Origin of the sequence: Haloplanus sp. C73, from assembly GCF_051195115.1 — an archaeon.
GTDB lineage: Archaea > Halobacteriota > Halobacteria > Halobacteriales > Haloferacaceae > Haloplanus.
Window position 1 is genome coordinate 167,003 of sequence record NZ_JBNTJZ010000002.1, and the last position, 20,676, is coordinate 187,678.

The window sequence follows — 20,676 nt, forward strand, 5'->3', positions numbered from 1 at the left end:
GAGCGTGTGGGAGCGACGAGCGCTCCGCCTACGCCTACCACCCGGAGACACATATACGATTGCCGACCGGAGTGAAAGTGAAACTGGACCGGTGTCACCCACCGAACGTTTTTGATGGGTCGCCGAGAAGCCGCCGATACGATGGTCCCCCTCCAGTTCGGCGTTCCCGGCGGTCCCGAGTTGCTAATCCTCTTTCTCGTCTTCGGCCTCTGGTTCATCGTTCCCCTCGCCATCTCGGTCCTGATTTATCGCGACGCGGCGGACCGGGGGAGTGGGCACGCCCTCGCGTGGGCCGTCGGCGCCTTCTTCGGCAGCGTCGTCGTCTGGATTCTCTACTACGTCGTTCGCGACGAGGTCGGCCCGTAGTCACGGAACGAAACGTAGTTCCGCGCGCCTCTCTACGACCACGCATGACCGAGTATTTCGAGGTTCACGCTCGCGACGGCCCCGCCCGGATTGGCGAACTCCGTCTGCGCGAGTCCGTGACGACCCCCGCCCTCGCCGACGATTTCGTCGTCGACGGCGGGAGTCTGTGGGCCGCCGACCGCGATATGCCGTCGGGGAGCGACGCCGAGTTGACGGTCCTCCCCCATCGCTCGTTCCCGTCGGGCACCGACCCGACCGTGCAGGAGTCCTTCGCCGTCGACTTCCCCGACGTCGAGTTCCCGTCCGCGGGCGTCGTCACCGGGCAGACGGCGGGCGATTTCGGCTGTGACGCCTACGTCCTCTCGACGGCGTCGGGCGTCGTCGGCCACGGCGAGTCCTTCCGTGACGAACTAATCGCCGTCCGCGAGGCGATTCCGGCCGACACCGCGCTCTATCTCTCGGGCGTCGCCACGCCCGCGAACGTCGCGACGCTCGTCGCCGCGGGCGTCGACCTCGTCGACACCAAACTCGCCCGCGTGAAGGGTCGACAGGGCCGGTATCTCACCACCGACGGCGAGTACCACCTCGACGAACTCGCCGAACTGCCGGGCGCCTTCCCCTCCGACCCGCCGCGTGCCGAGTTCACGCGCGAGGACTGTGTCGAGCACAACGTCGCGGCGCTCGAATCCGCGCTCGCGACGGTCCGAACCCGGATTCGACGGGGGCGGCTCCGCGACTATCTGGAGGGACAGGCCCGCCACGAGAACTGGCTGACCGCCACGTTCCGCGAGTTCGACCAAGAGTATCGCTATCTCGAACGCCGGACGCCCGTGATTCGGGACGCAGAGATTAGCGCCGCGAGCGAGGACACCCTCAACCGAGTCGAGATTCAGCGCTTCGCCGACCGCGTCACCTCTCGCTATCGCAGTCGGTTCGACGGCCCCCTCGTCCTCGTGCCGTGTTCGGCGCGCAAGCCCTACAGCGACTCCCAGAGCCACGCCCAGTTCCACCGCGCCATCAACTACCGCGGCCACCTCGCCTCCATGACCTCGCCCATCGGGGTCGTACCGCAGGAACTCGAGTGTACGTACCCCGCCCAGCACTACGACGCCGTCGTCACCGGCGACTGGACTGAGGGCGAGAAGGACTTCGTCGCCGCCGTTCTTCGGCGCTATCTCGAACGCAACGACTACCCGCGGGTCGTCGCCCACGTCCCCGGTGAGGGCTACCGCGACATCTGTGAACGGGTGGCAAGCGAGGTGGACGTCCCCTTCGAGTTCACCGTCGAGGACCACCCCACCACCTCCGAGTCGCTGTCGAACCTCTCTGAGGCGCTCGCTGGCGAACTCAAATACTCGAAGCGCGAGCGCCAACACAACACGGTTCGTGCCATCGCGGACTACCAGTTCGGCGCGGACGCAGGCGACGCGCTCTTTCCCGACCTGCAGACGACGAGTCGCCACCCCAAACTGCAGGTGCGAGACGACGAGGGCACTCAACTCGCGGCACAGGTGCCCCAGTACGGGGTGCTCTCCTTTACGCTCGCGGGCGCCCGCCACTGGGCCGAGAGCGACGCGCCGACCAAACGGGTCGAAATCGATTCGTTCGTCCCTCACGGGAGCGTTCTCGCGCCCGGCGTCGTCGACGCGAGCGAAGATATCCGCGTCGGCGACGAGGTGGTCGTCGAGGGGCCGATTGCCTTCGGCGTCGGCCGTGCCCAGATGAGCGGCCCGGAGATGCGCGACAGCACTCGCGGCGTCGCCGTGCAGGTGCGACACGTGGAGGACAACGCTTAACACGACATCCCGACTACGTGTGTCGATGTCATCGCCCCTGCGGCGCGACGTACTCCGGGTCGACCTCTCGGCGGGTCGCGTCTCCCGTGAACCGATTCCTGCGGACTGGCGCCGCGAGTTCCTCGGGGGCAAGGGACTCGGCGCTCGCTATCTCTACGACGAACTCGACGCGGGGACCGACCCCCTCGGGCCGGACAACCGCCTCGCGCTCTTTCTCGGCCCGCTCTCGGGCTACCTGCCCGGCGAGTCACGCTACGCCGCCGTCACCAAATCGCCGCTCACCGGTGCCTTCCTCGACTCCTACAGCGGCGGGTCGTTCGCCGACGCCCTCGCCGGCGCCCTCCCCGACGCGATGGGCCTTCTCGTCGAAGGGGAAGCCGACGAACCGGTCGTGCTCACAGTCCGCGACGGCGACGCGGCGCTCTCGCCTGCCGGCGACCTGTGGGGTGCCGACACCGCCGCCGTCGACGACGCACTCGACGGCTCCGTTGCCTGCATCGGACCGGCGGGCGAGCGCGAAGTCGCGTACGCGACCATCGCCTCCGACGGGGGCGACCACCACGCGGGCCGCGGCGGCGCCGGCGCCGTCATGGGCGCGAAGGGACTGAAGGCCGTCGCCGTCCACGGCACGCCGCCCAAACCGACGGGCGAACTCGCGGACCTCCACGCGCGCTACGCCGACGCCTACCGCGACGACGACACGGGTCGCTGGCAGGCGGCGGGTGAAACGGTCGAGAGCGTCGACTTCGCCAACGAGGTAGGTGTCCTCTCGACCCGCGGCTGGCAGGGCGGCACCTTCGACGACGCCGCCGGTATCGGCATCGAGGCGGTGCGCGAGGCGTCGACGGGCCGCGAGAACGAGGGCGAGGCCGTCCCCGGCGGATTCCGCGTCGACACCGACGAGGGCGAGGCCGTCCCCCGCGGCGGCACCCTCATGTCGCTCGGGGCGGGGCTCGGTATCGACGACTTCGACGACGTGGCGCGTCTCGGCGCCACCTGTGACCGACTGGGGATGGACGTGATTAGCGCGGGCAACGCCGTCGCGTGGGCGATGCGCGCGACGGACGTGGACGCCCTCGACACCGACCTCGCGTTCGGCGACGCGGACGGGGCGGAGCGACTCCTGACCGAGATTGCGTCGCGCTCGACCGACCTCGGTGACACGCTCGCCGACGGCGTCGAGGCCGCGCGCGAGCGGTCCGGCGCGAACACGGTCCCGACGGTGAAGTCGATGGAACTGCCGGCGTACGACCCTCGCGGCGCGGCGGGGATGGCACTCGCCTACGCCACGAGCGACCGCGGCGGATGTCACCGGCGCGCGCGACCCGTCGAGCGCGAGGCCTTCGCCCGCGACGAGTGGTCGACCGCCGACCGGGTCACCACCGTCATCGGCGCCCAGAACGTCCGCTCGACGCTCTGGAGCCTCGTCGTCGACGACTTCGCCGGCGAGACCATGTGGCAGGACCTCGGCGCCGAGTGGCTCCGCGCCGTCGGCATCGACCACGACCGGGACTCGCTGGCGACGCTCGGCGAACGCGTCTGGACGCTCGTTCGCCTGTTCAACGTCCGCGAGGGGTTCGACCGCGACGACGACACGCTCCCCGAACTGTTCGAGGAACCGATGCCCGACGGCCCGGCGGCGGGCCGAACCGTCGACCGCGAGGCGTTCGAGGCCATGCTCGATGCCTACTACGAGGCACGCGGATGGTCGCCGGACGGCCTCCCGACCGCGGACACCGTCGAGCGGTTAGGTCTGGGCGCCGTCGTCGACAGCGAGACGCCGCTTGGCGTGACGCCGGCCGTCGCGGACGACGCCGACCCTCGCGGTCACCCACACGGCTCGTGACCGACGACACTACCACCGGCTCGAATCCGGCCCGACCACACGACTGTTACCGGTGTGGCGAGACCATCGAGCCCGGACACGTCTACGGCGCGCTCGACTTGCTCGACGCCGACGGCGACCTGCGCGTGTTGCTCTGTCGGTCCTGTTCCGCGGCGTTGCGTGACTTTCTGGAGTGAGGCGATTCGGCCGAGTGCGGGAGCCTTTTGTCGCTCGCGAGCCACCCGCTGGTATGGACGAGTTCGACCTCGGCGTTCCGAAACAGATTCTCGAATCGCTCCCCGACGACGACGACGCTCGGCAGGACATGCAGCGGGCCGTCGCGGGGCTGGAGGCACGGCTCAACGAGAGCGTATCGGCGGCCGACGACCAGCGCGACGCCGCACAGGCCGTCGTCAGTGCGCTCGAACGCCTCGAAGACCAGCTCGAACAGTACGACGAGTTCGTCCCCGAACTCCGCGCGTGGGGGCAGTCGCCCATCTACGCCATCGCGTGGCGCAACCTGCAGGCAGACCTCATCATGCAGATTCAGGACGTCGGCTGGGTCGCCGAGCGTCTCGACCAAGAGCGCAACTACCGGACCGTCGAGGACGGCATCCGCCTCCGCGACCGCTGAGGCCACCACCCGGTGCCGCGCCACTTTTCACCCTCGGCACCCTCACAAGTAGGTATGCATCTGAACCTGCGATTTTTCGCGACGTTCCGCGAGGCAGTCGGCCAGAAGACCCTCGAACACGAGTTCGAGGACGGCGCGACTGTCGGGGACGTCCTCTCGACGCTCGAATCCGAGTATGAGGGCCTCGAAGGCCAAATCCTGACCGAGGACGGCGACCTGCAGCCGAATCTCAACATCCTGAAAAACGGGCGTGAGGTGCTTCACATGGAAGGTACAGCGACGGTGATGGAAGACGACGACACGCTCTCGGTGTTCCCGCCGGTGGCTGGTGGTGCATGACTGACGAGAGCTGGGTTCGCCGAGAGCGCTCCTTCCGGGGCATCTCGAAACGACTCGCAATCAAGTATCTCGAAACGCTCGGTGCCACGCCGGTCGACGACGACCGGGTCGAGGCCGACGACTGGGCGGCCGACCTCTCGGCACAGACGGTCGGCGTCGGACCGTCGCTGACGCTCACGCAGGTCGACCTCGTCTTCGAGGGCGACCCCGACGTTCTGGACCCGCTCATCGAGGAGTTCGCACAGAAGGCGCTGCGTGCCGGAGGGTAAGCGTGTCGGGCGCGCCGGAATCGCCCATCGACGGGCAGGTGTTCATGCTCGCGTCCGCGAAGGCGAGTGTCGCCCCCAGCAAACTGTCTGACCTTCTCTCGCGGGTGCAGGCCGACGTCGGTGACCGCCTCGACGCCTACCGCCGCGACTTCGAGCGCGTCTTCGAGGGCGACGAGCGCGAGGTGTTTCTCGTCCCGACCGGTCACTGGGAGGCCATCGCCGACCGCCTCGACGTCGGCGAGCGCGAGCGGAAGGCGCTCGAACGCACACACGCCGAACAGCTCCGCCGCATCGGCTCCGACACCGGGCGGGACGAGGAGTTCGAGACGGCGCTCGAAATCCGCGAGGCGGTCGTCGTGGGTCGGTGAGCGCGATAGTGTTCAGAGTAGAGTGAGGAGACTATGGACACCTCGAAAGCCCCGACTCGCTGGGGTCGGAGGCCTCGCTGCGGTCCTCGGCCTCCGGCCTGCGGTCCTTACATCGGCCGCCTTCCCCCAGCGAGTCGCCCCTTTCAGTCCCGCCCGCGTCGGCTGGCCGGACGGCCGCCACGGGGCGGGACTGAAAGGGGCCAGCGTCTCGGCGTACCCGGACGACGCAAGCACCGCAACGTAGTGAGGAGCGCAGCGAGTCCCGGGAGCCGAGACGCTGGGGGCTTTCGAGGTGGTTCCAGATTCATCGGCTTACCTGAACAGTATCGGTGAGCGACCGACAATTGAAACCTGTCGGGGCGCATTCTCCACCGTGACCACTCGACGACGGACGGGGATGTCGCCGTGAGCGAGGCGCCCGTCATGACGGCCGGTACCGACCCCGAATCGGCGGAGGCCGCGGTCCTTCTCCTGCACGGCCGGGACGCGACGGCAGAGACCATCCTCGGCATGGCGAGTGAACTCCACCGGCCGGGCCTCACCTTCCTCGCGCCACAGGCGCCGGACGGGTCGTGGTACCCCCAGTCGGCGCTCGCACCGGCCGAGTCGAACGAACCGCAGTTGTCCGCGTCGCTCGCGACGGTCGAGGGGACGCTCTCGCGAGCGCAGGACGTCGGGATTCCGACCGACCGGACGCTTCTCCTCGGATTCTCGCAGGGCGCGTGTCTCGCCAGCGAGTTCGCCGCCCGCAATCCGACCCGATACGGCGGCGTCGTCGCGCTGAGCGGCGGCCTCCTCGGCGACGTCGTCGATGCCGAGGCCTACGACGGCGACCTGTCGAGGACCCCCGCGTTCTTCGGGTGTAGCGACGACGACCCGCACGTTCCCGAGGAACGGGTCCACGCCTCCGTCGACGTCTACGAGCGTCTCGGTGCCGACGTGACGGCACGCATCTACGAGGGCGTCGGCCACTCCGTCACCGAAGACGAACTCGACGCCCTCTCGACGCTGGTCGCGGACCTCTGACGGTCAGTCGTTCGCGGGCGGCGTCTCTTCCTCCGAGGTGATGGGGTCGCTCGTCTCCTCGCTGAAGCCAGCCGAATCCTCCATCCGGCGGCGCGCTTCGGGGTCGAACTCCGCCTCGACGTCTTGGTACTTGCTGACGAAGGAGAGTTCGTGGTGGCTCTCGGTCGGGTGGCCGAGATAGCGGTCTTCGAGGTCGAACTGGGCGCGTTCGTCCGTCTCGGCGAGCGCCTTGAAGTCCTCGTAGACGGCGTGTGCGCCCGAGTGGAGGCCGAAGAGGGTGATGAAGATGTACTTGTAGCCGAGGTCGCCGAGTTCCGAAAACGTCAGCGGGTTGTCTTCCTCGGACCACGCGAACGACGACGAGTAGTTGAACGCGAGGTCGAGGTCCGGGTGGGTTTCGTGGATGGTTTCGGCGTACTCGACGGCGTCCTCGCGCGAGGGGTCGGGCATCTCCGGCCAGACGAGGTCGACCCCCGCGTCGGCGTAGAGCCGTCCGCGTTCGAGGTGTTCCTCCCAGTCGCCGTTGGCTGAGCCGTAGGCGTCGGTGCGGGCGATGATGACGGTGTCCTCGCACTGCTTGGCGTCGACGGCGGCGCTGAACCGGGCGACCGCGTCCTCGCGGGAGACGATTTGCTTGCCCGCGATGTGGCCACAGCGCTTGGGCGTGGTCTGGTCCTCGATGTGGACCGCCGCGACCCCCGCTTTCTCGTACTCGCGGACCGCGCGGCGGACGTTGTGGATGCCGCCGTAGCCCGTATCGCAGTCGGCGATGACGGGCAGGGTCGTCGCCTCCGCGATGCGCTTTGCGTTCTCGACCATCTCGGTCATCGTCACCATCTCCAAGTCGGGGAAGCCGAACTGGCCGAGGACCGTCGAGTAGCCGCTCATGTAGACGGCGTCGTGGCCCGTCATCTCCGCCAGTCGCGCGTCGAGGGCGTGATAGAGCCCGGGGGCGAAGACGAACTGCTGGTCGGCCAGTTGCTCCCGGAACTGGACCGCCGCTGGGTTGTCGATGTCGCGCGTGACCGTGTCGGTGTCGAGTTCGTCGGGATTCATCGATACTCCTCCGGGCGACCGAGGTCAGGAACTAGCGGCGCTTCTTGAGCCTGTTCGTCGTCGTACGCCCGCTGAACCGTGCGGTCCCGAACGGGCGTTCGAGCCGTCGGGCGTCGCTCGTCCGAGCGCCCGCCGTCGGTCCGCGTGCCGTCGCGGCCGAGGTCCGGAACGAGTGGGGCTTGCTGTGCTAGTTCGTCGTCGGGTTGGGTGGGTTCCATCGTAGGGTGGTGTCGCGTGGTGGTTGGCTGGCGGTTCGGCTCGCTGCTGTGGGGGTGCGTACGCGCATTGCGTCTGGCCGAACAGCACGAGAGCAAATAAACATAATGATTTTTCATGATAATATTTGTTAATGTCATTTAATGACACGGTGCGACACAACCTCACGCTCGCGAAGGGCAACTCCACGGGGCTTAATTCCGTCCAGCGCCGACTGCGCGTAGATGGTTGCTGCGATAGAGACCGACGACCTCAGGAAGGAATACGGCGACGTGACCGCGCTCGACGGCGTGTCGCTGACGGTGCCCGAGGGGAGTTTCTTCGGGCTCCTCGGCCCCAACGGCGCGGGCAAGACGACCTTTATCAACATCCTCGTCGGCCTCGTTCGCAAGAGCGGCGGCGAGGCACGCATCTTCGGTCACGACGTCACGGACGAGTACCGCGAGGCGCGGGACCACGTCGGCCTCGCGCCACAGGAGTTCAACGTCGACCGCTTCTTCCCGATTCGGGAGGTGCTGGAACACAAAGCGGGCTATCACGGCATCCCCGCGAGCGAGGCACGAGAGCGCGCCGACGAAGTGCTGAAACAGGTCGGCATCTACGAGAAACGCGACACTCGCTTCGACTGGCTCTCGGGCGGCATGAAGCGCCGTTTTCTCATCGCCCGCGCCCTCGTCACCGACCCCGACCTCCTCATCCTCGACGAACCGACCGCCGGCGTCGACGTCCAACTCCGGCACGACCTCTGGGACCTCATCACCGACCTCAACGACCAAGGGACGACCATCCTCCTCACCACCCACTACATCGAGGAGGCCGAACGCCTCTGTGACGAGGTGGCGATTCTCGACAGCGGACAGGTCGTGACGGTGAGTACGCCCGACGAACTCATGGACAGCGGCACCGACCGCATCACCGTCTCCTTCCGCGACCCGATTCAGTCCGCTCCCGACATCGCCACGCTCGACGGGCAGGTCGAATCCGTCGGCGTGGAGGACGGCCGCCTCGTCGTCTCTGCGTCGCGGGGCGGACTCGTCGCGCCCGACCTCGTCCGCGAACTCGACTCGGCCGGCTACGAAATCGTCGACCTCGACGTCTCGCGCACCTCGCTCGAAGAGGTGTTCGTCGAGATGACGCGTCAGGACTCGTCCGTCACGGGGGAGGAAGCATGAGCGCCGTCGGCCTGAAGACGCTGGTGCGCCGGGAGATTCTCCGCTTCGTCAGGCGCCCCTACAACACCTTCCTGCCGCCGATTATCACCAATACGCTGTATTTCTCCGTCTTCGGCGTGATTCTCGGCAGCCGCATCGGCTCCATCGCGGGCGTGAGCTACATCCAGTTCGTCCTGCCGGGACTGGTCGTCCTCGGCGCTATCTCCGACGCCTTCGAGAACGCCTCGTTCTCGATTTTCCACGGCCGGTGGAACAACTACATCGACGCCGTCGTCGTCACGCCGCTCTCGAATTTCAACATGGTCTCGGCCTACGTCATCGCGAGTGCGACCCGCGGCGTCCTCACGGCCGCACTCATCGTCGGCGTCGGCCTCATCTTCACCGCCGTCCCCATCTCCCATCCGCTCTATCTCGTCGGCTTCCTCCTCGTCATCACGCTGCTGTTCGGCGGCCTCGGCATCATCGGCGGCCTGTGGGCCGACGACTTCGACTACCTCACCGTCATGAACCAGTTCATCCTCCGTCCGCTGGTGTTTTTCGGCGCCGTCTTCTACTCGCTCGACGTGTTGCCGCCGCTGTGGCGGGACGTCTCCCTCCTGAACCCGATGGTCTACATGGTCAACGGCGTTCGCTACGGCATGATAGGTGTCACCGAAATCAACCCGAACCTCTCGCTCGCCGTCCTCTCGGCGACGACGGCGGCCGTCCTGTTCGTGGACTACCTGCTGTTCAAGCGCGGCTACGGCCTGACGGAATAGCCAGAGCCAAGGCCGCCGGCCACCCATTCCCTCCATGCGCCAGTTCGTCGTCATCGGCCACGACGCCCCCACGACGCCCGACTTCTCGCTCGACGACCTCGCGGGCGCCGCCGGACGCCTCGATGTCCTCTGTCGCTGTGTCAACTCCGCGTTCTTCCTCTCACACGCGCTCCGCGAGGCCGTCCGCGTCCACCTCGTCCTCGACGACACCTTCACCGTCACGTTCGTCGGGGCGGACCTCCGCCGACTCAACCCCGACGAGCGGAGCACGGCCGCCCTGATTCGCAACGCCCTCGACCGTCGCGAGGACGCTATCGGTCACCAGCCGGTCGAATCGAGTCCCGGCGTCTCCCTCCGGCGCCGCGGGTTCGAGGCGACCCTCGACGCCCTCGACGGAACGCTCGTCCAACTCCACGAGGACGGCACCCCCGTCGTCGACGTCGCCCCCCCGACCGACCCGGTGTTCGTCCTCTCCGACCATCACGACTTCACCGACAGCGAGGCCACCCTGCTCGCCGACCGGGCCGACCGGCGCGTTCGACTGGGGCCGAAGGCGCTCCACGCCGACCACGCCATCACCGTCGCGCACAACTATCTGGACACCGACGGCTTCGCCGACTACTGACTCGCGCCCGCCGAATCACAACTGTTAAACTCGGCGCTGGCCTTCGTTCGACCGCGGGCCGGTGGGGTAGCTTGGTATCCTTCGGCCTTCGGGTGGCCGTAACCGCGATTCGAATTCGCGCCGGCCCACTTTTCCCGCATTTCACATTCAGGAGCGATGGCCTTCGGGTGGCCGTAACCGCGTTCCCGCGAGCGAAGCGAGCGGGAAACGACGAGTCGCAGCCCGGGAAGCGACCGAAGGGAGCGACCCGGAACGTCTCGTCCGTATTCGAATTCGCGCCGGCCCATTTTCACCCCACTTCACAACGACGAGCGATAGCGAGGAGTCTGTAGTGGGGTGAAATGTACGCCAAGCGAATTCGAGCAGGGAAGACGAGCGAAGCGAGTCTTCCCGTGTTCGATATTCGCGCCGGCCCACGTCTCTCGATTCAACTCGGCGAGCGACAGCACCCTCACTCCCGCGGGTCGAACGCCGTCCAGTCCCGCGGTTGGTCGGCCAGTCCACGGGCGCGCAGTTCGGGACTTTCTCCCTCGTCGCGGACGTCGATACGGCCGTTACAGAACTGCGCCAGCGTGCCCACCGCTCGCTCGTCGTGATTCGAGGGGTCGATGAGCAGGACGCCGAGGCCGTCCACGCTGTCGATGCGGCCGACGAGCGTGTGGACGAACCGCGAGACGGTCTGGAGGTCGTTGAACGTGAGCAGCGTCGACGTGGTGTAGAGCCCCGTCCGAACCCGGTCGATGCCGGCGCGCTGGAAGTCGCGGTAGACGTCGGAAAACCGCATCCCGATGCCCGTGAGGTCCGACGGCCCCGAGAGCGGGAGGACGCGAGCGGGGACGTTCTGGTTCTCGTCGCCGACGCAGTCCAGAATCGCCGTGCTGTCCGAGCGGACGTCGAGGCCGACGCGCTTGCACTCCTCGACGATGCGACTCGACCGCTCGTTCGTCGAGACGATGATGGCGCCTTCGTCGGAATCGCCGGCGAGCATCCGCAACCCGAGTTCGCGCGCGCCGCCGTGAATCGGGCCGGAGACGAGCACCGTCGTCCCCGGTCGGATATCGGCGAGCGGGAGCGACCGGAAACTGTAGGCGTCACTCATCGCTCTCACCTGCCTCTCGCAGTCGCCGGCGCAACTCCAGTTGCTCCATCGCCTCGTCGGCGAGCAGTTGGAGGTGGTGTCGGTCCGCCTCGGAAAAGTCCCGAGGCTCGTCGTCGTACACGCAGAACGTCCCGATTCGGTGGCCGGCCGGGGTGGTAAGCGTCGCGCTCGCGTAGAACCTGATGTTCGCGGCCGCCAACCCCTCGTTCTCGCTGAATCGCGGGTCGTCTCGCGTGTCTTCGTAGACGGTCACGTCGTCCTCGAGAATCGCGTAGGTACACACCGTGTCCTCGCGGTCGATGGGGTCGAAGGAGACGCCGTGACAGGCGAGAAACCGCTGTTCGTGGGCGTCTATCAGCCCGACCGCCGCCGAATCGACGCCGAACAGGGCCGTCGCCACCTCGGCGAGTCGGTCTATCGATTCGCCGAGTTCAGCGGGGTCCGCGGCGTAGCGTTCGAGCGCGGCCACGCGGGCCGACTCGTTCTCCGGGAGCGGGTACGCCGTCTGCGTCTGGAACGCGACGCTCTGCTCGACGCGCGCGACCACCTCCGCCCGTGCGTCCGGGTCGTCTTTCGAGACGTACTCGGCGACGACGCCGCCGAACGCGTCCGTGTCCATGTCGTCGAGGGCCGTCGCGGTAAAGAGGACACATGCGGTGTCCGGCGACAGGCCGCGGGCGTCCTCCATGAGTTCGAGTCCAGTCCCGTCGGGCAGTTCGTACTCCGTGACGAGCGCGTCGACCGGTGGCGACTCGCGGAGGGTCTGTCGGGCGTCCGCCACCGACCCGACGCCGTGAGCCTCGAAGCCCGCGTCGGCGAACGCGTCGACTGTCGCCGCCCGAGCCTGCTCATCCGGGTCGGTACACAGTATCATCCAGTCGGTCCGACAGTCGACCGGCCCCGATAAATAACTCCTCCATCCCACGCTGACACCTCCGGCAGTCTTTATGCGCGTCACGCCCCACTGACGCCCGTGGACGCTCCCTTCGACGTGCTGGGAATCGAGCGGGATGCGGACGACGCGACGGTCGATGCGGCGTACCGCCGTCGGGTACTGGAGACACATCCCGATCAGGGCGGGTCGGCGCGCGCGTTCCAGCGAGTCAAGCGTGCCTACGAGGCGATTCAGTCGATGCGCGCCGACGGCGTGACGGACACCGACGACGCCACCGCCGCCACGTCCCGCGTCGAATATCTGAACTACGAAGTCGTCGCCGACCGGGGGTGGGCGCTCGACGACGGCGCCCTCTTCGACCGCGCGTCCGCGGCCGACCTCGACCCGACCGACTACGGCGAGTTTCTGGTCGAACCCGGCGAGACGCTCCTCGAAGCCGCGGAGAACCGCGGGTTCGCGTGGCCCTACGCCTGTCGCGGCGGTGCGTGTGCGAACTGCGCCGTCGCCGTCGTCGACGGCGAGATGACGGAGCCCATCGACCACGTCCTCCCGGCGGAGTTGACCGAGCGGGGCATCCGCCTCTCCTGTATCGGCGCGCCGGCGACCGCCGAACTACGGGTCGTCTACAACGTCAAACACATGCCCGAACTCGACGACCTTCGGCTCCCGCCCTATCGGTTCGAGCGGACGCGCGTGGACTAGCGCCGCCGGACGAACAGCGCGACGGCGAGGCCGAGTAGTCCTCCGACCACGAGAGCGAGTAGCGCTGGCACGACCCCGAAGCCGGGTCCCACGCCGACCGTCGATTCGGTGGCTGGCGTCGCTGTCGCCGTCGGCGTGGCGGAGGGGGCTATCGTCGCGGTGGTCGGTGTCGGCTCGGCGGTCGGCGTCGGCGTGGCGGACGGCTCCGCCGTCGTGGTCGGCGTGGCCGTCGGCTCGGCGGTCGGCGTCGGTGTCGCCGTCGCGCCCCGGACGCGGACCGTCTCCGTCCGCGTGCCCGCGTCGATACTGCTCCCTGTCGCCGTCACCCGGTAGACGCCCGGTTCGGGCGTTTCGAGGTCGAGCGTGATGCGACCGCCGCTCTCGACGATGCGGCCGGAGGCCACTTCGTCGCCCGACGGTCCCACGACGGTAATATCGAGTCGGTCCGCGTTCGCGAAGTTGTACCGGGCCAACACCGTCAACTGATTCAGATACTCCGCGTCGACTGACTTGCCGGTGACGTCTCCCGAGCGCTCGTCACGGAGCGTGACCGTCGAAACCTCGGGGCGCGCGACCCGAATGTCCGCTCGAACGTCGCTGTCGTTGACGGCGTAGTAGGCGCCGGCGTTCCAGCCGTCGAAGTCGGCGTTCGTCGGGTCGTCGATGGTAACCGTCCGGTCACTGCCGACAGCGCTGAACGTCGTCGAGTTGGTCCCGATTGTCCCGCCACCGGAGAGCGAAACCATCGAGACGTTCAGCGATTCGCTGGCGTACACTGTAACGGGGGCGCCCGTGTCGTCGGGCCGGTCTCGGGGCTCGCTCACCGCGGCGGCGGGGAGCGAACTCGCCCCGAGGAGGAGGATGGCAACAGCGGCGACCGCGACCGATTTCGAACTTGGTGTCACGATATGTTTCTCGTTCGAACAGACACATAAACCTACACCCCGGAGCGGCGTCGCGTTCGGCGACGCCGACGAGTGAGCGTCTCTCCCCCGGAATCGGTGGGGGAAGGCTGAATAGGCGGCGCGGCCATCCGGGGGTATGGACTGTCCGCAGTGTGGCGGCACGCTCGACACTTACGCCCTGAGTGACAGCGAGGCGTCCGTCTGCGAGGACTGCGGCTACGTCGGCATCGCGGCCGAGCATCGCGGCGACCCCCGGTCGGTCGAGTCGTGGGACGACGCCCTCCGCCGGTTCTACCGCGCTCACGGGCGCGACGGCGCACCGAGCGTCGACCTCCACCCGCCGCTCTCGCGCCCTGCCGCCGAACCCACCGAGTCGTGGGACGACGCCCTCCGCCGATTCTACGCTCGGCAGGACGGGGATAGCTCCGAGGAGACGGACGAAGACGAGAGCGACGCTGCGGAGACAGAAGATGAACGCGACGCCTCCGAGGAGACGGCAGATGACGAAAGCGATACCGCAGACAAAGCTAGCGACGCCGAGGCGGAAGCGGACGTCGGCCAGTAGCCCCGTTAGTCCTCTGCGCTCTGCTCTTGGGCCTGCCGGCTGTCGTCCTCCTGTTCCTCCTGTTCTTCGTCGGAGCGGGCGGCCACCAGCGCACCGCGAGCGACGCTGTAGAGCGGTTCGTCGACGCTCTTGACCTCGCTGATGGAGAACGGAATCGAGGCGTCGCGGAGGTGGTCCTCGAACAGTTTCTCGAAGCCGCGGGGACTCGAGGTGCCGCCGGTGACGACGACGGGCACGTCCAAGTCTTCCTCGACGTCCTCCTCGTCGACTTCGCGCGCGATGTTCTCGATGACGTAGTCGAGGAGGTTCTCGTAGTAGATTGCCAGCGCGCCCTCGACACCGCCCACGTCGGTGCGGAAGTCGAGTTCGAAGTCGTCCTCCTTGATGGAGGTGACCTTGTCGACGGGCGTCCCCGTCGCCTGCGCGGCCTGTTCGTCTATCCAGTCGCCACCGCGGGCGATGGAGAACTTCATGACCGGGACGGCGTAGTACGACAGGCAGACGTTGGTCATGCCCGCGCCGAAGGAGACGCCCAGTCCCGTGAAGTTGTGGTTGGCGAGTTCGGAGTAGATAACCGCCATCCCCTCGTTGATGGGCTCTGTCTCGTAGCCCATGTCGCCGAGCATCGACTCCAGCGTCTTCTCGTGATAGAGCGTCGAGAGGTCGGAGTCGATGGGGTCGGCGGGACTGGAGAAGTAGAGGCGCTCACCGGGATGGTTCGGCTGGCCAACCACCTGCTCCGTGATGAGCTTAATCATCGGAATCGCGGAGGATTCTTCGGAGGAGAGGATGCCGTGTTGCATCGGGCGGCGCGTCTCCTCGTTGAAGATGTTCGCGAAGTTCAGGGCGTCGTCGCCGACGACGTACACCTTGTCGTCTTTCCGGATGTGGAGGACGTCGCTCCGCGAGAGCATCTGCTCTGCCATGTCGGAGTACTCGATTTCGACGAAGGAGTTGCGCTGTTGGACGAAAACCGTCTCTGCGCCCTCCTGCTGTGCCGAGATGAGGTTCATGGTGCCGACGTCTAGGCCTTTTGCCATACGCGTGTGATACTCCGTGGCCATCATAAACGTTCGCCAAAGTGTCCGACCGCTTACCTAGGTCTGACGGGCGTCAGACGGGCGAAATCGACCGATTGGGGCGCCGCGGGGGCGCAATCACCGCGAGAACAGGCCCTTCGCGCGGTCGACGAACGACTCGTCGTCCTCGGTCGCCACGTCCTCCGCTTGCTGTTGCTGACGGAGTTCCGTCAGCGCCGCCGTCTGGTCATCGACGCCCGACGAGGAGTCCGTGTCCTGCTCGCGCCCCTGCAGTTTTCGCAGGTTCGAGAGGGCGTCGTCGACATCGTTGCCCGACGAGCGGACCGTCGTCGCCTCCGCGTTCTCGAACGCGTCGCGGTCGACCTCCACGTCCGTATCGGTGTTGAGTTCGAGCCGCTTCGTGTTCTTCCGGTTGACGCCGCCCCACGACAGGTCGGCGTCCTCCATCGCCTCGTCGATGTCGCGGCGCACCTGTTCGTCGGAGACGCTCGTCGTCGACGGTTCGCTCGTCTCGCTCGTCTCCGCCTGCACCTGTGCCGCTCGCTCGCCCGGCGCGGCGCGTTCGACCTGATGGCCGACCAGCGCGGCGCCCGTCGACGCGACGACGGCCACGAGTCCCACCGCGTAGATGGCGACGCCCTGTGCGCTGTAGTCCGGCCCCCGTGCCACGTTCCAGCTCATGGGGTAGGTGGCGACGAACAGGGCAACGGCGACGAGACAGATTGCCAGTCCACCCACCGAGACGTACGTCATCCGCTCGTCGCCGGGGAGGAGAACGACCATCCCGAGCAACAGGACGGGGAAGCCGACGCTCGCCGAGACCATCGCCACCTCGCGAATCCCCCACGCGGGCGCGCCGCTCCCGCTCACCGCCGCCGACAGCAGGAACACGGCGATACCCACCGCGCCGAGCGCGATGCCGCCGAAAAAGAGCGCGAATCCGAGATAGACATCCGTCTCCGTCTCGGGGTCGCCGATGTACCGTTCGTACCACTCGAAGAGGACGTTGTCAGGGGTGGCGTCCGTCATTGCGTGGACGTACAGGCTCATCCCACATGACTGTTGGCGCCCCGTCTGACGCGGGTCTGACGCCGTATCCGAAGGCTTATGCTCGAAACCGGTCCACGGTCCGACGATGTCCTCCCGGTTCGGCACCGGCGACGTACTCGTCGTCCTCGGCTGTCTGTGCTTTCTCACCACCGCCGTCGCCGGGGCGGCGCTGTCACCGACCGCCACGTCCGGAACCGACACCGGCACCGACCAGACCACGCTCGTCGGCGTCCAAGGCGTCGGCAGCTATCACGACGGCGGCTCGGTCCGCCTCCTCGACGGCACCGAGGAGCGCTGGCGCACCTCGACCGACGGCGTCTACTTCGACGTGACTCGCCTCGACAACGGGTCCGTCCTCGCCGGCTACATGGCCGGCGGCTACCAAGACTGCGGCCCCTACGACTCGCCGTGTCACCGCACCGGCTTCCGAATTGTCGACCCCGACCCGTCCCCGGAAGTCGTCTCCGAGTGGTCGTTCCCGGTCCGGAATCGGGTCGCGAGCGAAGTCCACGACGTCGAACCCCTGCCCGGCGGTGGCTTCGTCCTCGCCGACATGGAACACGAGCGCATCGCCATCGTCGAGAACGGGTCGGTCACGTGGCAGTGGAACGCGAGCACTCGCTACGAGGCCCCCGACGACCCGACGACGACCGACTGGCTCCACATCAACGACGTCGACCGAATCGGTGACGGGCGATTCCTCGTCTCCGTGCGCAACGCGAACCAGTTGCTCGTCCTCCAGCGCGGCGAGGGCGTCGTCGAGGTCATCAACGCCGACCACGACGACGCGACGGACGACGATGGTCTCGTCGGCGACCCCGAGATACTCTATCACCAGCACAACCCGCAGTGGCTCGGTGACGGCGCCGTCCTCGTCGCCGACAGCGAGAACCACCGCGTGGTCGAACTCCACCGCACCGACGACGGCACGTGGGACCCCGTCTGGCAACTCCGGGGCGCGGCTGGCCAGCCCTTCGACTGGCCGCGCGACGCCGACCGCCTCCCCAACGGCAACACGCTCATCACCGACACGCGCAACGCCCGCCTCGTCGAGGTCAACGCGTCCGGCACCGTCGTCTGGGAACACCAGTTCGACTACCGCACCCTCCCCTACGAGGCCGACCGTGAACCCGTCGGTGAACCCGTCGGCGCGCCGACCTACGGCGACGCGGGTGCGGCGACGGCCGCCGGAGGGGTGCCCGTCCTCACGCCCCTGCTCCGCCTCGTCAGCGCCGCCGTCCGCCTCCCGCGCTGGGTCGGCGAGATTCACCTTCTCATGACCCTCGTCTCCGTCGCCCTCGTCGGGGCCGGCCTCGTCGTCCGCTGGCGCGAGTAGGGGCTTTTTGACGCCGCCCGCCGCACCGCCGGTATGGACGACGGCGACGACCTCGCGTGGGAGACGACCGACTCGGCTATCGACTACACCTGTCCCGGCTTCGACGTCCGCCGCGACGACGTGACCCTTCCGGACGGCACCGACACCGACTACCACTACGTCGACGAGTCGCCCGCGGTGGTCGTCCTCCCGTTTACGCCCGCTGGCGATGTGATCGTCATCGAGGAGTGGCGACAGGCGGTCGGGCGCGTGAACCGCGGCCTCCCCGCCGGGTCGGTCGAGGATGGCGACACCGACCTCGCGACGGCCGCCCGGCGCGAACTCCGCGAGGAGACGGGGTACGAGGCAGACTCGATGACGCATCTCTGTACCGTCGAACCGACGAACGGCATCGCCAACTCCGTCCACCACCACTTCGTCGCGCGGGGCTGTACGCCGACGGCGGCGCGTGACCTCGATTTCAACGAGAGCATCCGCGTCGACACCGCCGACTACGACGCCCTCCTCGCCGCGGCCGTCGACGGCGGTCTGCGCGACGGGCGGGCAGTGCTCGCGCTCTCGCAGTTCGAACTCCGTCACACTGCTGGCGCTACGGGGTCGACGCCCGCAAAAAAATAAAGGTTCGCGTGGGGAGTTAGTCGTCGGCCGGCGCCTGACCGCCAGCGCCGGAGACGCCCGTACCCGGACCGATGTCGATGTCGAGGCGTTCGAGCGTGTCGTCGGTGACGACGCCGTCTTCCCAGCCACGGTGGCTGTAGTACTCCTCTTTCATCTCTGCGAGTTCACACAGCTCACCCTCGGAGCCGCGCTGGCCGGGGATGGCTTCCTCATCGCCTTCGACGAAGCGACCCGGAAGCGTGTCGTCCGAGCCGTCGAAGCCGGCGAGGTTGTTGAAGTAGCGTTCGAGGTTGTACACGCGCTCACCGGCCGTCATGAGCTCGTTCTCCGTGAGGTCGCGGCCGGTCATGCCGTTGTACTGCTTGATGTACTCCTCGATGCCCTCTGCGAACGCGTTGAACTTGCAGATGTCGAACGAGTCCGAGATGGCGTGCAGGTCCTGGAAGGTGGCGCAAAGCTCGCCCTTGCCCTCCCACTCGTAGGGGTCGACCTTCTCCGGGATGCCGAGAATCTCGGCAGCCGGCGTGTAGCCGCGCAGGTGGCAGGCACCGCGGTTCGACGTCGCGTAGCCGATGCCCATACCCTTCATGGCGCGCGGGTCGTAGGCGGCGATGGTCTGGCCCTTGACGTCGAGACGGCAGTCGTGGGCATCCTTCGCTTCAGCGAGGCGCCGTGCGCCCTTGGCGAGCAGGTCGCCGAGTTCGCTGTTGCGGTGGGCGACCTCTTCGATGAGGTCGATCATGCGTTCCTCGTCGCCCCAGTCGATGCCGGCGTCGAGTTTGCCCTTGTCGGTCATCTCCATCGCCATGGCGAAGAGGTTCCCCATGTCGATGGTGTCGACGCCCATGTCGTTACAGCGGTCAATCATGACCGCGACGGCGTCTCGGTCGTCGTTCGCCGAGTTGGTGCCGAGGGCCCACGCACTCTCGTACTCGTAGGACTCCATCCGGACGTTCATGTCCTCGCCCTTGTGCTTGTAGTTGACTTCGACTTCCTTCTTACAAGCGACGGGGCAGGAGTGACAGGTCGGCTCGTCGACGAGGATGTTCTCGCGAACGTTCTCGCCGCTGATGCGTTCTGCCTCGATGTCCGTACCCTCTGCCTCGTTCATCGCGAAGGAGGACGTGTACTGACCGTTCTTGGTCGGGTGACCGTCCATCTCCTCCGTGATGTTCATGAGCACGTTGGTACCGTACATCGACAGCGCGCCCTCGTTGGGCGCGGTGACGTCGGACTCCTGAATGACCTGCATGGCCTCGCGGGCGCCCTCGCCGAACGTGTCGGAGTCGGCGGGCTTGGGCATGTCCGTCCCCGCTTTCACGACGATGGCCTTCAGGCCCTTGTTGCCCATCACACAGCCCGTGCCACCACGGCCCGAGACTCGGTCGTCCTCGTTGACGATGCAGGAGTGTCGAACCTCGTTCTCGCCGGCCGGACCGATGGCCATGTGCGAGAGGTTCTTGCCGTAGGACCCGTCGACTTCCTCTTCGAGGATTTCGCGGGTCTCGTGGACGCCCTTGCCCCAGATGTGGGAGGCGTCACGGAGTTCGACCTCGCCATCTTCGACGACGGCGTAGACGGGGTCGTCCGCCTGACCGTCGAAGATGAGGCCGTCGAAGCCGGACCACTTGAGTCGGGCGCCGGACCAGCCACCGTGGTGGGAGTCCGTCACCGTCCCCGTGAGCGGGGACTTCGTACAGATGGCGATTCGGCCACTCATGACGGCTTGGGAGCCGGTGAGCGGGCCGTTCATGAACACAAGTCGGTTGTCGGGACCCAGTGGGTCGACTTCCGGACCAGCGTCGAAGACGTACTTCACACCGAGGCCGCGGCCCCCGATGTACTTCTTCGCGTCCTCGTCGTCGACGCCCTGATAGGAGACGTCGCCCTCGCTGAGGTCCACGTGCGCTACGTGATCTCTGAATCCGCCTAAGTCAGTCATGGTAACGTACGTTAGTTTATAACACCTCCAAGCTGTTAGTCGTTGCTTCGGTGATGTAACTGCATCTGGTTACA

General features: G+C 67.3%; 24 protein-coding genes and 1 tRNA gene. 17 read left to right on the forward strand and 8 right to left on the reverse strand.

Annotated features, from left to right (window positions below; all coding sequences use genetic code 11):
• Window positions 1-141 precede the first annotated feature (141 nt).
• From ACQUSQ_RS05205 to ACQUSQ_RS05245, 9 genes are all read left to right on the forward strand, one after another.
• Window positions 142-366 carry a hypothetical protein gene (locus tag ACQUSQ_RS05205; protein WP_435067467.1) on the forward strand — a complete coding sequence of 75 codons (225 nt, stop codon included), beginning with the start codon at window positions 142-144 and terminating at the stop codon, window positions 364-366.
• Window positions 367-410: 44 nt separating this feature from the next.
• Window positions 411-2,162, forward strand: coding sequence for an archaeosine synthase subunit alpha (gene arcS / locus ACQUSQ_RS05210; protein WP_435067468.1), 1,752 nt, complete (start codon window positions 411-413; stop codon window positions 2,160-2,162).
• A gap of 25 nt (window positions 2,163-2,187) precedes the next feature.
• A complete protein-coding gene (locus ACQUSQ_RS05215) occupies window positions 2,188-4,008 on the forward strand; it encodes an aldehyde ferredoxin oxidoreductase family protein (RefSeq protein ID WP_435067469.1) in 1,821 nt (606 codons plus the stop codon).
• Window positions 4,005-4,184 carry a hypothetical protein gene (locus ACQUSQ_RS05220; RefSeq protein WP_435067470.1) on the forward strand — a complete coding sequence of 60 codons (180 nt, stop codon included), beginning with the start codon at window positions 4,005-4,007 and terminating at the stop codon, window positions 4,182-4,184. Before ACQUSQ_RS05215 ends, ACQUSQ_RS05220 begins: the two co-directional genes overlap by 4 nt.
• A 53-nt stretch (window positions 4,185-4,237) precedes the next feature.
• A complete protein-coding gene (locus ACQUSQ_RS05225; protein ID WP_435067471.1) occupies window positions 4,238-4,621 on the forward strand; it encodes a hypothetical protein in 384 nt (127 codons plus the stop codon).
• A gap of 54 nt (window positions 4,622-4,675) precedes the next feature.
• Window positions 4,676-4,960: a ubiquitin-like small modifier protein 1 gene (locus ACQUSQ_RS05230; RefSeq protein WP_435067472.1), complete on the forward strand. Its 285-nt coding sequence runs from the start codon at window positions 4,676-4,678 to the stop codon at window positions 4,958-4,960.
• Window positions 4,957-5,229 (forward strand): hypothetical protein, encoded by a 273-nt coding sequence (locus ACQUSQ_RS05235; protein ID WP_435067473.1) that lies wholly within the window; start codon window positions 4,957-4,959, stop codon window positions 5,227-5,229. The genes ACQUSQ_RS05230 and ACQUSQ_RS05235 overlap by 4 nt, the downstream gene beginning before the upstream one ends.
• A 2-nt stretch (window positions 5,230-5,231) precedes the next feature.
• Window positions 5,232-5,597 (forward strand): hypothetical protein, encoded by a 366-nt coding sequence (locus tag ACQUSQ_RS05240; protein WP_435067474.1) that lies wholly within the window; start codon window positions 5,232-5,234, stop codon window positions 5,595-5,597.
• 423 nt (window positions 5,598-6,020) lie between these two features.
• Complete coding sequence (locus tag ACQUSQ_RS05245) at window positions 6,021-6,623, forward strand: alpha/beta hydrolase (protein ID WP_435067724.1); 603 nt, start codon at window positions 6,021-6,023, stop codon at window positions 6,621-6,623.
• Between the two features lie 3 nt (window positions 6,624-6,626).
• Here ACQUSQ_RS05245 and aceA read toward each other — a convergent pair whose 3' ends face one another.
• Window positions 6,627-7,679 (reverse strand): isocitrate lyase, encoded by a 1,053-nt coding sequence (gene aceA / locus ACQUSQ_RS05250; RefSeq protein WP_435067475.1) that lies wholly within the window; start codon window positions 7,677-7,679, stop codon window positions 6,627-6,629.
• Window positions 7,676-7,897, reverse strand: coding sequence for a hypothetical protein (locus tag ACQUSQ_RS05255; RefSeq protein ID WP_435067476.1), 222 nt, complete (start codon window positions 7,895-7,897; stop codon window positions 7,676-7,678). The genes aceA and ACQUSQ_RS05255 overlap by 4 nt, the downstream gene beginning before the upstream one ends.
• A 222-nt stretch (window positions 7,898-8,119) precedes the next feature.
• Here ACQUSQ_RS05255 and ACQUSQ_RS05260 point away from each other — a divergent pair, with 222 nt between their 5' ends.
• The 4 genes from ACQUSQ_RS05260 to ACQUSQ_RS05275 all read left to right on the forward strand — a co-directional run bounded on the left by ACQUSQ_RS05260 (window position 8,120) and on the right by ACQUSQ_RS05275 (window position 10,578).
• Window positions 8,120-9,067 (forward strand): ATP-binding cassette domain-containing protein, encoded by a 948-nt coding sequence (locus ACQUSQ_RS05260; protein WP_435067477.1) that lies wholly within the window; start codon window positions 8,120-8,122, stop codon window positions 9,065-9,067.
• Window positions 9,064-9,825, forward strand: a complete 762-nt coding sequence (locus ACQUSQ_RS05265; RefSeq protein ID WP_435067478.1) for an ABC transporter permease — start codon at window positions 9,064-9,066, stop codon at window positions 9,823-9,825. The genes ACQUSQ_RS05260 and ACQUSQ_RS05265 overlap by 4 nt, the downstream gene beginning before the upstream one ends.
• Before the next feature lie 34 nt (window positions 9,826-9,859).
• On the forward strand, window positions 9,860-10,450 hold the full coding sequence (gene trmY, locus ACQUSQ_RS05270) for a tRNA (pseudouridine(54)-N(1))-methyltransferase TrmY (RefSeq protein ID WP_435067479.1): 591 nt from the start codon (window positions 9,860-9,862) through the stop codon (window positions 10,448-10,450).
• 55 nt (window positions 10,451-10,505) lie between these two features.
• Window positions 10,506-10,578: transfer RNA gene (locus tag ACQUSQ_RS05275), tRNA-Pro, on the forward strand.
• Between the two features lie 323 nt (window positions 10,579-10,901).
• On the opposite strand, the gene ACQUSQ_RS05280 is transcribed toward ACQUSQ_RS05275, so the two are convergent.
• Both ACQUSQ_RS05280 and ACQUSQ_RS05285 read right to left on the reverse strand, forming a co-directional pair.
• Window positions 10,902-11,549: a DUF7504 family protein gene (locus ACQUSQ_RS05280; protein WP_435067480.1), complete on the reverse strand. Its 648-nt coding sequence runs from the start codon at window positions 11,547-11,549 to the stop codon at window positions 10,902-10,904.
• Window positions 11,542-12,423, reverse strand: a complete 882-nt coding sequence (locus ACQUSQ_RS05285; protein ID WP_435067481.1) for a GAF domain-containing protein — start codon at window positions 12,421-12,423, stop codon at window positions 11,542-11,544. The genes ACQUSQ_RS05280 and ACQUSQ_RS05285 overlap by 8 nt, the downstream gene beginning before the upstream one ends.
• Before the next feature lie 99 nt (window positions 12,424-12,522).
• Here ACQUSQ_RS05285 and fer point away from each other — a divergent pair, with 99 nt between their 5' ends.
• A complete protein-coding gene (gene fer, locus ACQUSQ_RS05290) occupies window positions 12,523-13,146 on the forward strand; it encodes a ferredoxin Fer (RefSeq protein WP_435067482.1) in 624 nt (207 codons plus the stop codon).
• Here the strand turns inward: fer and ACQUSQ_RS05295 are convergent.
• Entirely contained in the window at window positions 13,143-14,051 is a 909-nt protein-coding gene (locus ACQUSQ_RS05295) for a hypothetical protein (RefSeq protein WP_435067483.1), read from the reverse strand. The genes fer and ACQUSQ_RS05295 overlap by 4 nt on opposite strands.
• Window positions 14,052-14,187: 136 nt before the next feature.
• On the opposite strand from ACQUSQ_RS05295, the gene ACQUSQ_RS05300 reads away from it, so the two are divergent.
• Window positions 14,188-14,616 carry a hypothetical protein gene (locus tag ACQUSQ_RS05300; RefSeq protein WP_435067484.1) on the forward strand — a complete coding sequence of 143 codons (429 nt, stop codon included), beginning with the start codon at window positions 14,188-14,190 and terminating at the stop codon, window positions 14,614-14,616.
• Window positions 14,617-14,621: 5 nt separating this feature from the next.
• Here ACQUSQ_RS05300 and ACQUSQ_RS05305 read toward each other — a convergent pair whose 3' ends face one another.
• Window positions 14,622-15,656, reverse strand: a complete 1,035-nt coding sequence (locus ACQUSQ_RS05305; RefSeq protein ID WP_435067485.1) for a hypothetical protein — start codon at window positions 15,654-15,656, stop codon at window positions 14,622-14,624.
• A gap of 117 nt (window positions 15,657-15,773) precedes the next feature.
• On the reverse strand, window positions 15,774-16,685 hold the full coding sequence (locus ACQUSQ_RS05310) for a DUF7139 domain-containing protein (RefSeq protein ID WP_435067486.1): 912 nt from the start codon (window positions 16,683-16,685) through the stop codon (window positions 15,774-15,776).
• 106 nt (window positions 16,686-16,791) lie between these two features.
• Here ACQUSQ_RS05310 and ACQUSQ_RS05315 point away from each other — a divergent pair, with 106 nt between their 5' ends.
• The gene (locus ACQUSQ_RS05315) at window positions 16,792-18,042 is read left to right on the forward strand and encodes a hypothetical protein (protein WP_435067487.1); all 1,251 of its coding nucleotides are present in this window, start codon (window positions 16,792-16,794) and stop codon (window positions 18,040-18,042) included.
• Between the two features lie 33 nt (window positions 18,043-18,075).
• The gene (locus ACQUSQ_RS05320) at window positions 18,076-18,660 is read left to right on the forward strand and encodes an NUDIX hydrolase (protein WP_435067488.1); all 585 of its coding nucleotides are present in this window, start codon (window positions 18,076-18,078) and stop codon (window positions 18,658-18,660) included.
• Between the two features lie 16 nt (window positions 18,661-18,676).
• Here ACQUSQ_RS05320 and ACQUSQ_RS05325 read toward each other — a convergent pair whose 3' ends face one another.
• A complete protein-coding gene (locus tag ACQUSQ_RS05325; protein ID WP_435067489.1) occupies window positions 18,677-20,602 on the reverse strand; it encodes an aldehyde ferredoxin oxidoreductase family protein in 1,926 nt (641 codons plus the stop codon).
• Between the last annotated feature and the right edge of the window lie 74 nt (window positions 20,603-20,676).

Bases quoted from the DNA above. Each gene is read 5' to 3' on its own strand.
- ACQUSQ_RS05265 (WP_435067478.1), top strand. From the start codon at position 9,064: ATGAGCGCCGTCGGCCTGAAGACGCTGGTGCGCCGGGAGATTCTCCGC.
- ACQUSQ_RS05255 (WP_435067476.1), bottom strand. From the start codon at position 7,897: ATGGAACCCACCCAACCCGACGACGAACTAGCACAGCAAGCCCCACTC.
- arcS (WP_435067468.1), top strand. From the start codon at position 411: ATGACCGAGTATTTCGAGGTTCACGCTCGCGACGGCCCCGCCCGGATT.
- aceA (WP_435067475.1), bottom strand. From the start codon at position 7,679: ATGAATCCCGACGAACTCGACACCGACACGGTCACGCGCGACATCGAC.
- ACQUSQ_RS05230 (WP_435067472.1), top strand. From the start codon at position 4,676: ATGCATCTGAACCTGCGATTTTTCGCGACGTTCCGCGAGGCAGTCGGC.
- ACQUSQ_RS05300 (WP_435067484.1), top strand. From the start codon at position 14,188: ATGGACTGTCCGCAGTGTGGCGGCACGCTCGACACTTACGCCCTGAGT.
- ACQUSQ_RS05260 (WP_435067477.1), top strand. From the start codon at position 8,120: ATGGTTGCTGCGATAGAGACCGACGACCTCAGGAAGGAATACGGCGAC.
- trmY (WP_435067479.1), top strand. From the start codon at position 9,860: ATGCGCCAGTTCGTCGTCATCGGCCACGACGCCCCCACGACGCCCGAC.
- ACQUSQ_RS05315 (WP_435067487.1), top strand. From the start codon at position 16,792: ATGTCCTCCCGGTTCGGCACCGGCGACGTACTCGTCGTCCTCGGCTGT.
- ACQUSQ_RS05235 (WP_435067473.1), top strand. From the start codon at position 4,957: ATGACTGACGAGAGCTGGGTTCGCCGAGAGCGCTCCTTCCGGGGCATC.
- ACQUSQ_RS05280 (WP_435067480.1), bottom strand. From the start codon at position 11,549: ATGAGTGACGCCTACAGTTTCCGGTCGCTCCCGCTCGCCGATATCCGA.
- ACQUSQ_RS05325 (WP_435067489.1), bottom strand. From the start codon at position 20,602: ATGACTGACTTAGGCGGATTCAGAGATCACGTAGCGCACGTGGACCTC.
- ACQUSQ_RS05320 (WP_435067488.1), top strand. From the start codon at position 18,076: ATGGACGACGGCGACGACCTCGCGTGGGAGACGACCGACTCGGCTATC.
- ACQUSQ_RS05215 (WP_435067469.1), top strand. From the start codon at position 2,188: ATGTCATCGCCCCTGCGGCGCGACGTACTCCGGGTCGACCTCTCGGCG.
- ACQUSQ_RS05205 (WP_435067467.1), top strand. From the start codon at position 142: ATGGTCCCCCTCCAGTTCGGCGTTCCCGGCGGTCCCGAGTTGCTAATC.
- ACQUSQ_RS05305 (WP_435067485.1), bottom strand. From the start codon at position 15,656: ATGGCAAAAGGCCTAGACGTCGGCACCATGAACCTCATCTCGGCACAG.
- ACQUSQ_RS05245 (WP_435067724.1), top strand. From the start codon at position 6,021: ATGACGGCCGGTACCGACCCCGAATCGGCGGAGGCCGCGGTCCTTCTC.
- ACQUSQ_RS05285 (WP_435067481.1), bottom strand. From the start codon at position 12,423: ATGATACTGTGTACCGACCCGGATGAGCAGGCTCGGGCGGCGACAGTC.
- ACQUSQ_RS05310 (WP_435067486.1), bottom strand. From the start codon at position 16,685: ATGACGGACGCCACCCCTGACAACGTCCTCTTCGAGTGGTACGAACGG.
- ACQUSQ_RS05225 (WP_435067471.1), top strand. From the start codon at position 4,238: ATGGACGAGTTCGACCTCGGCGTTCCGAAACAGATTCTCGAATCGCTC.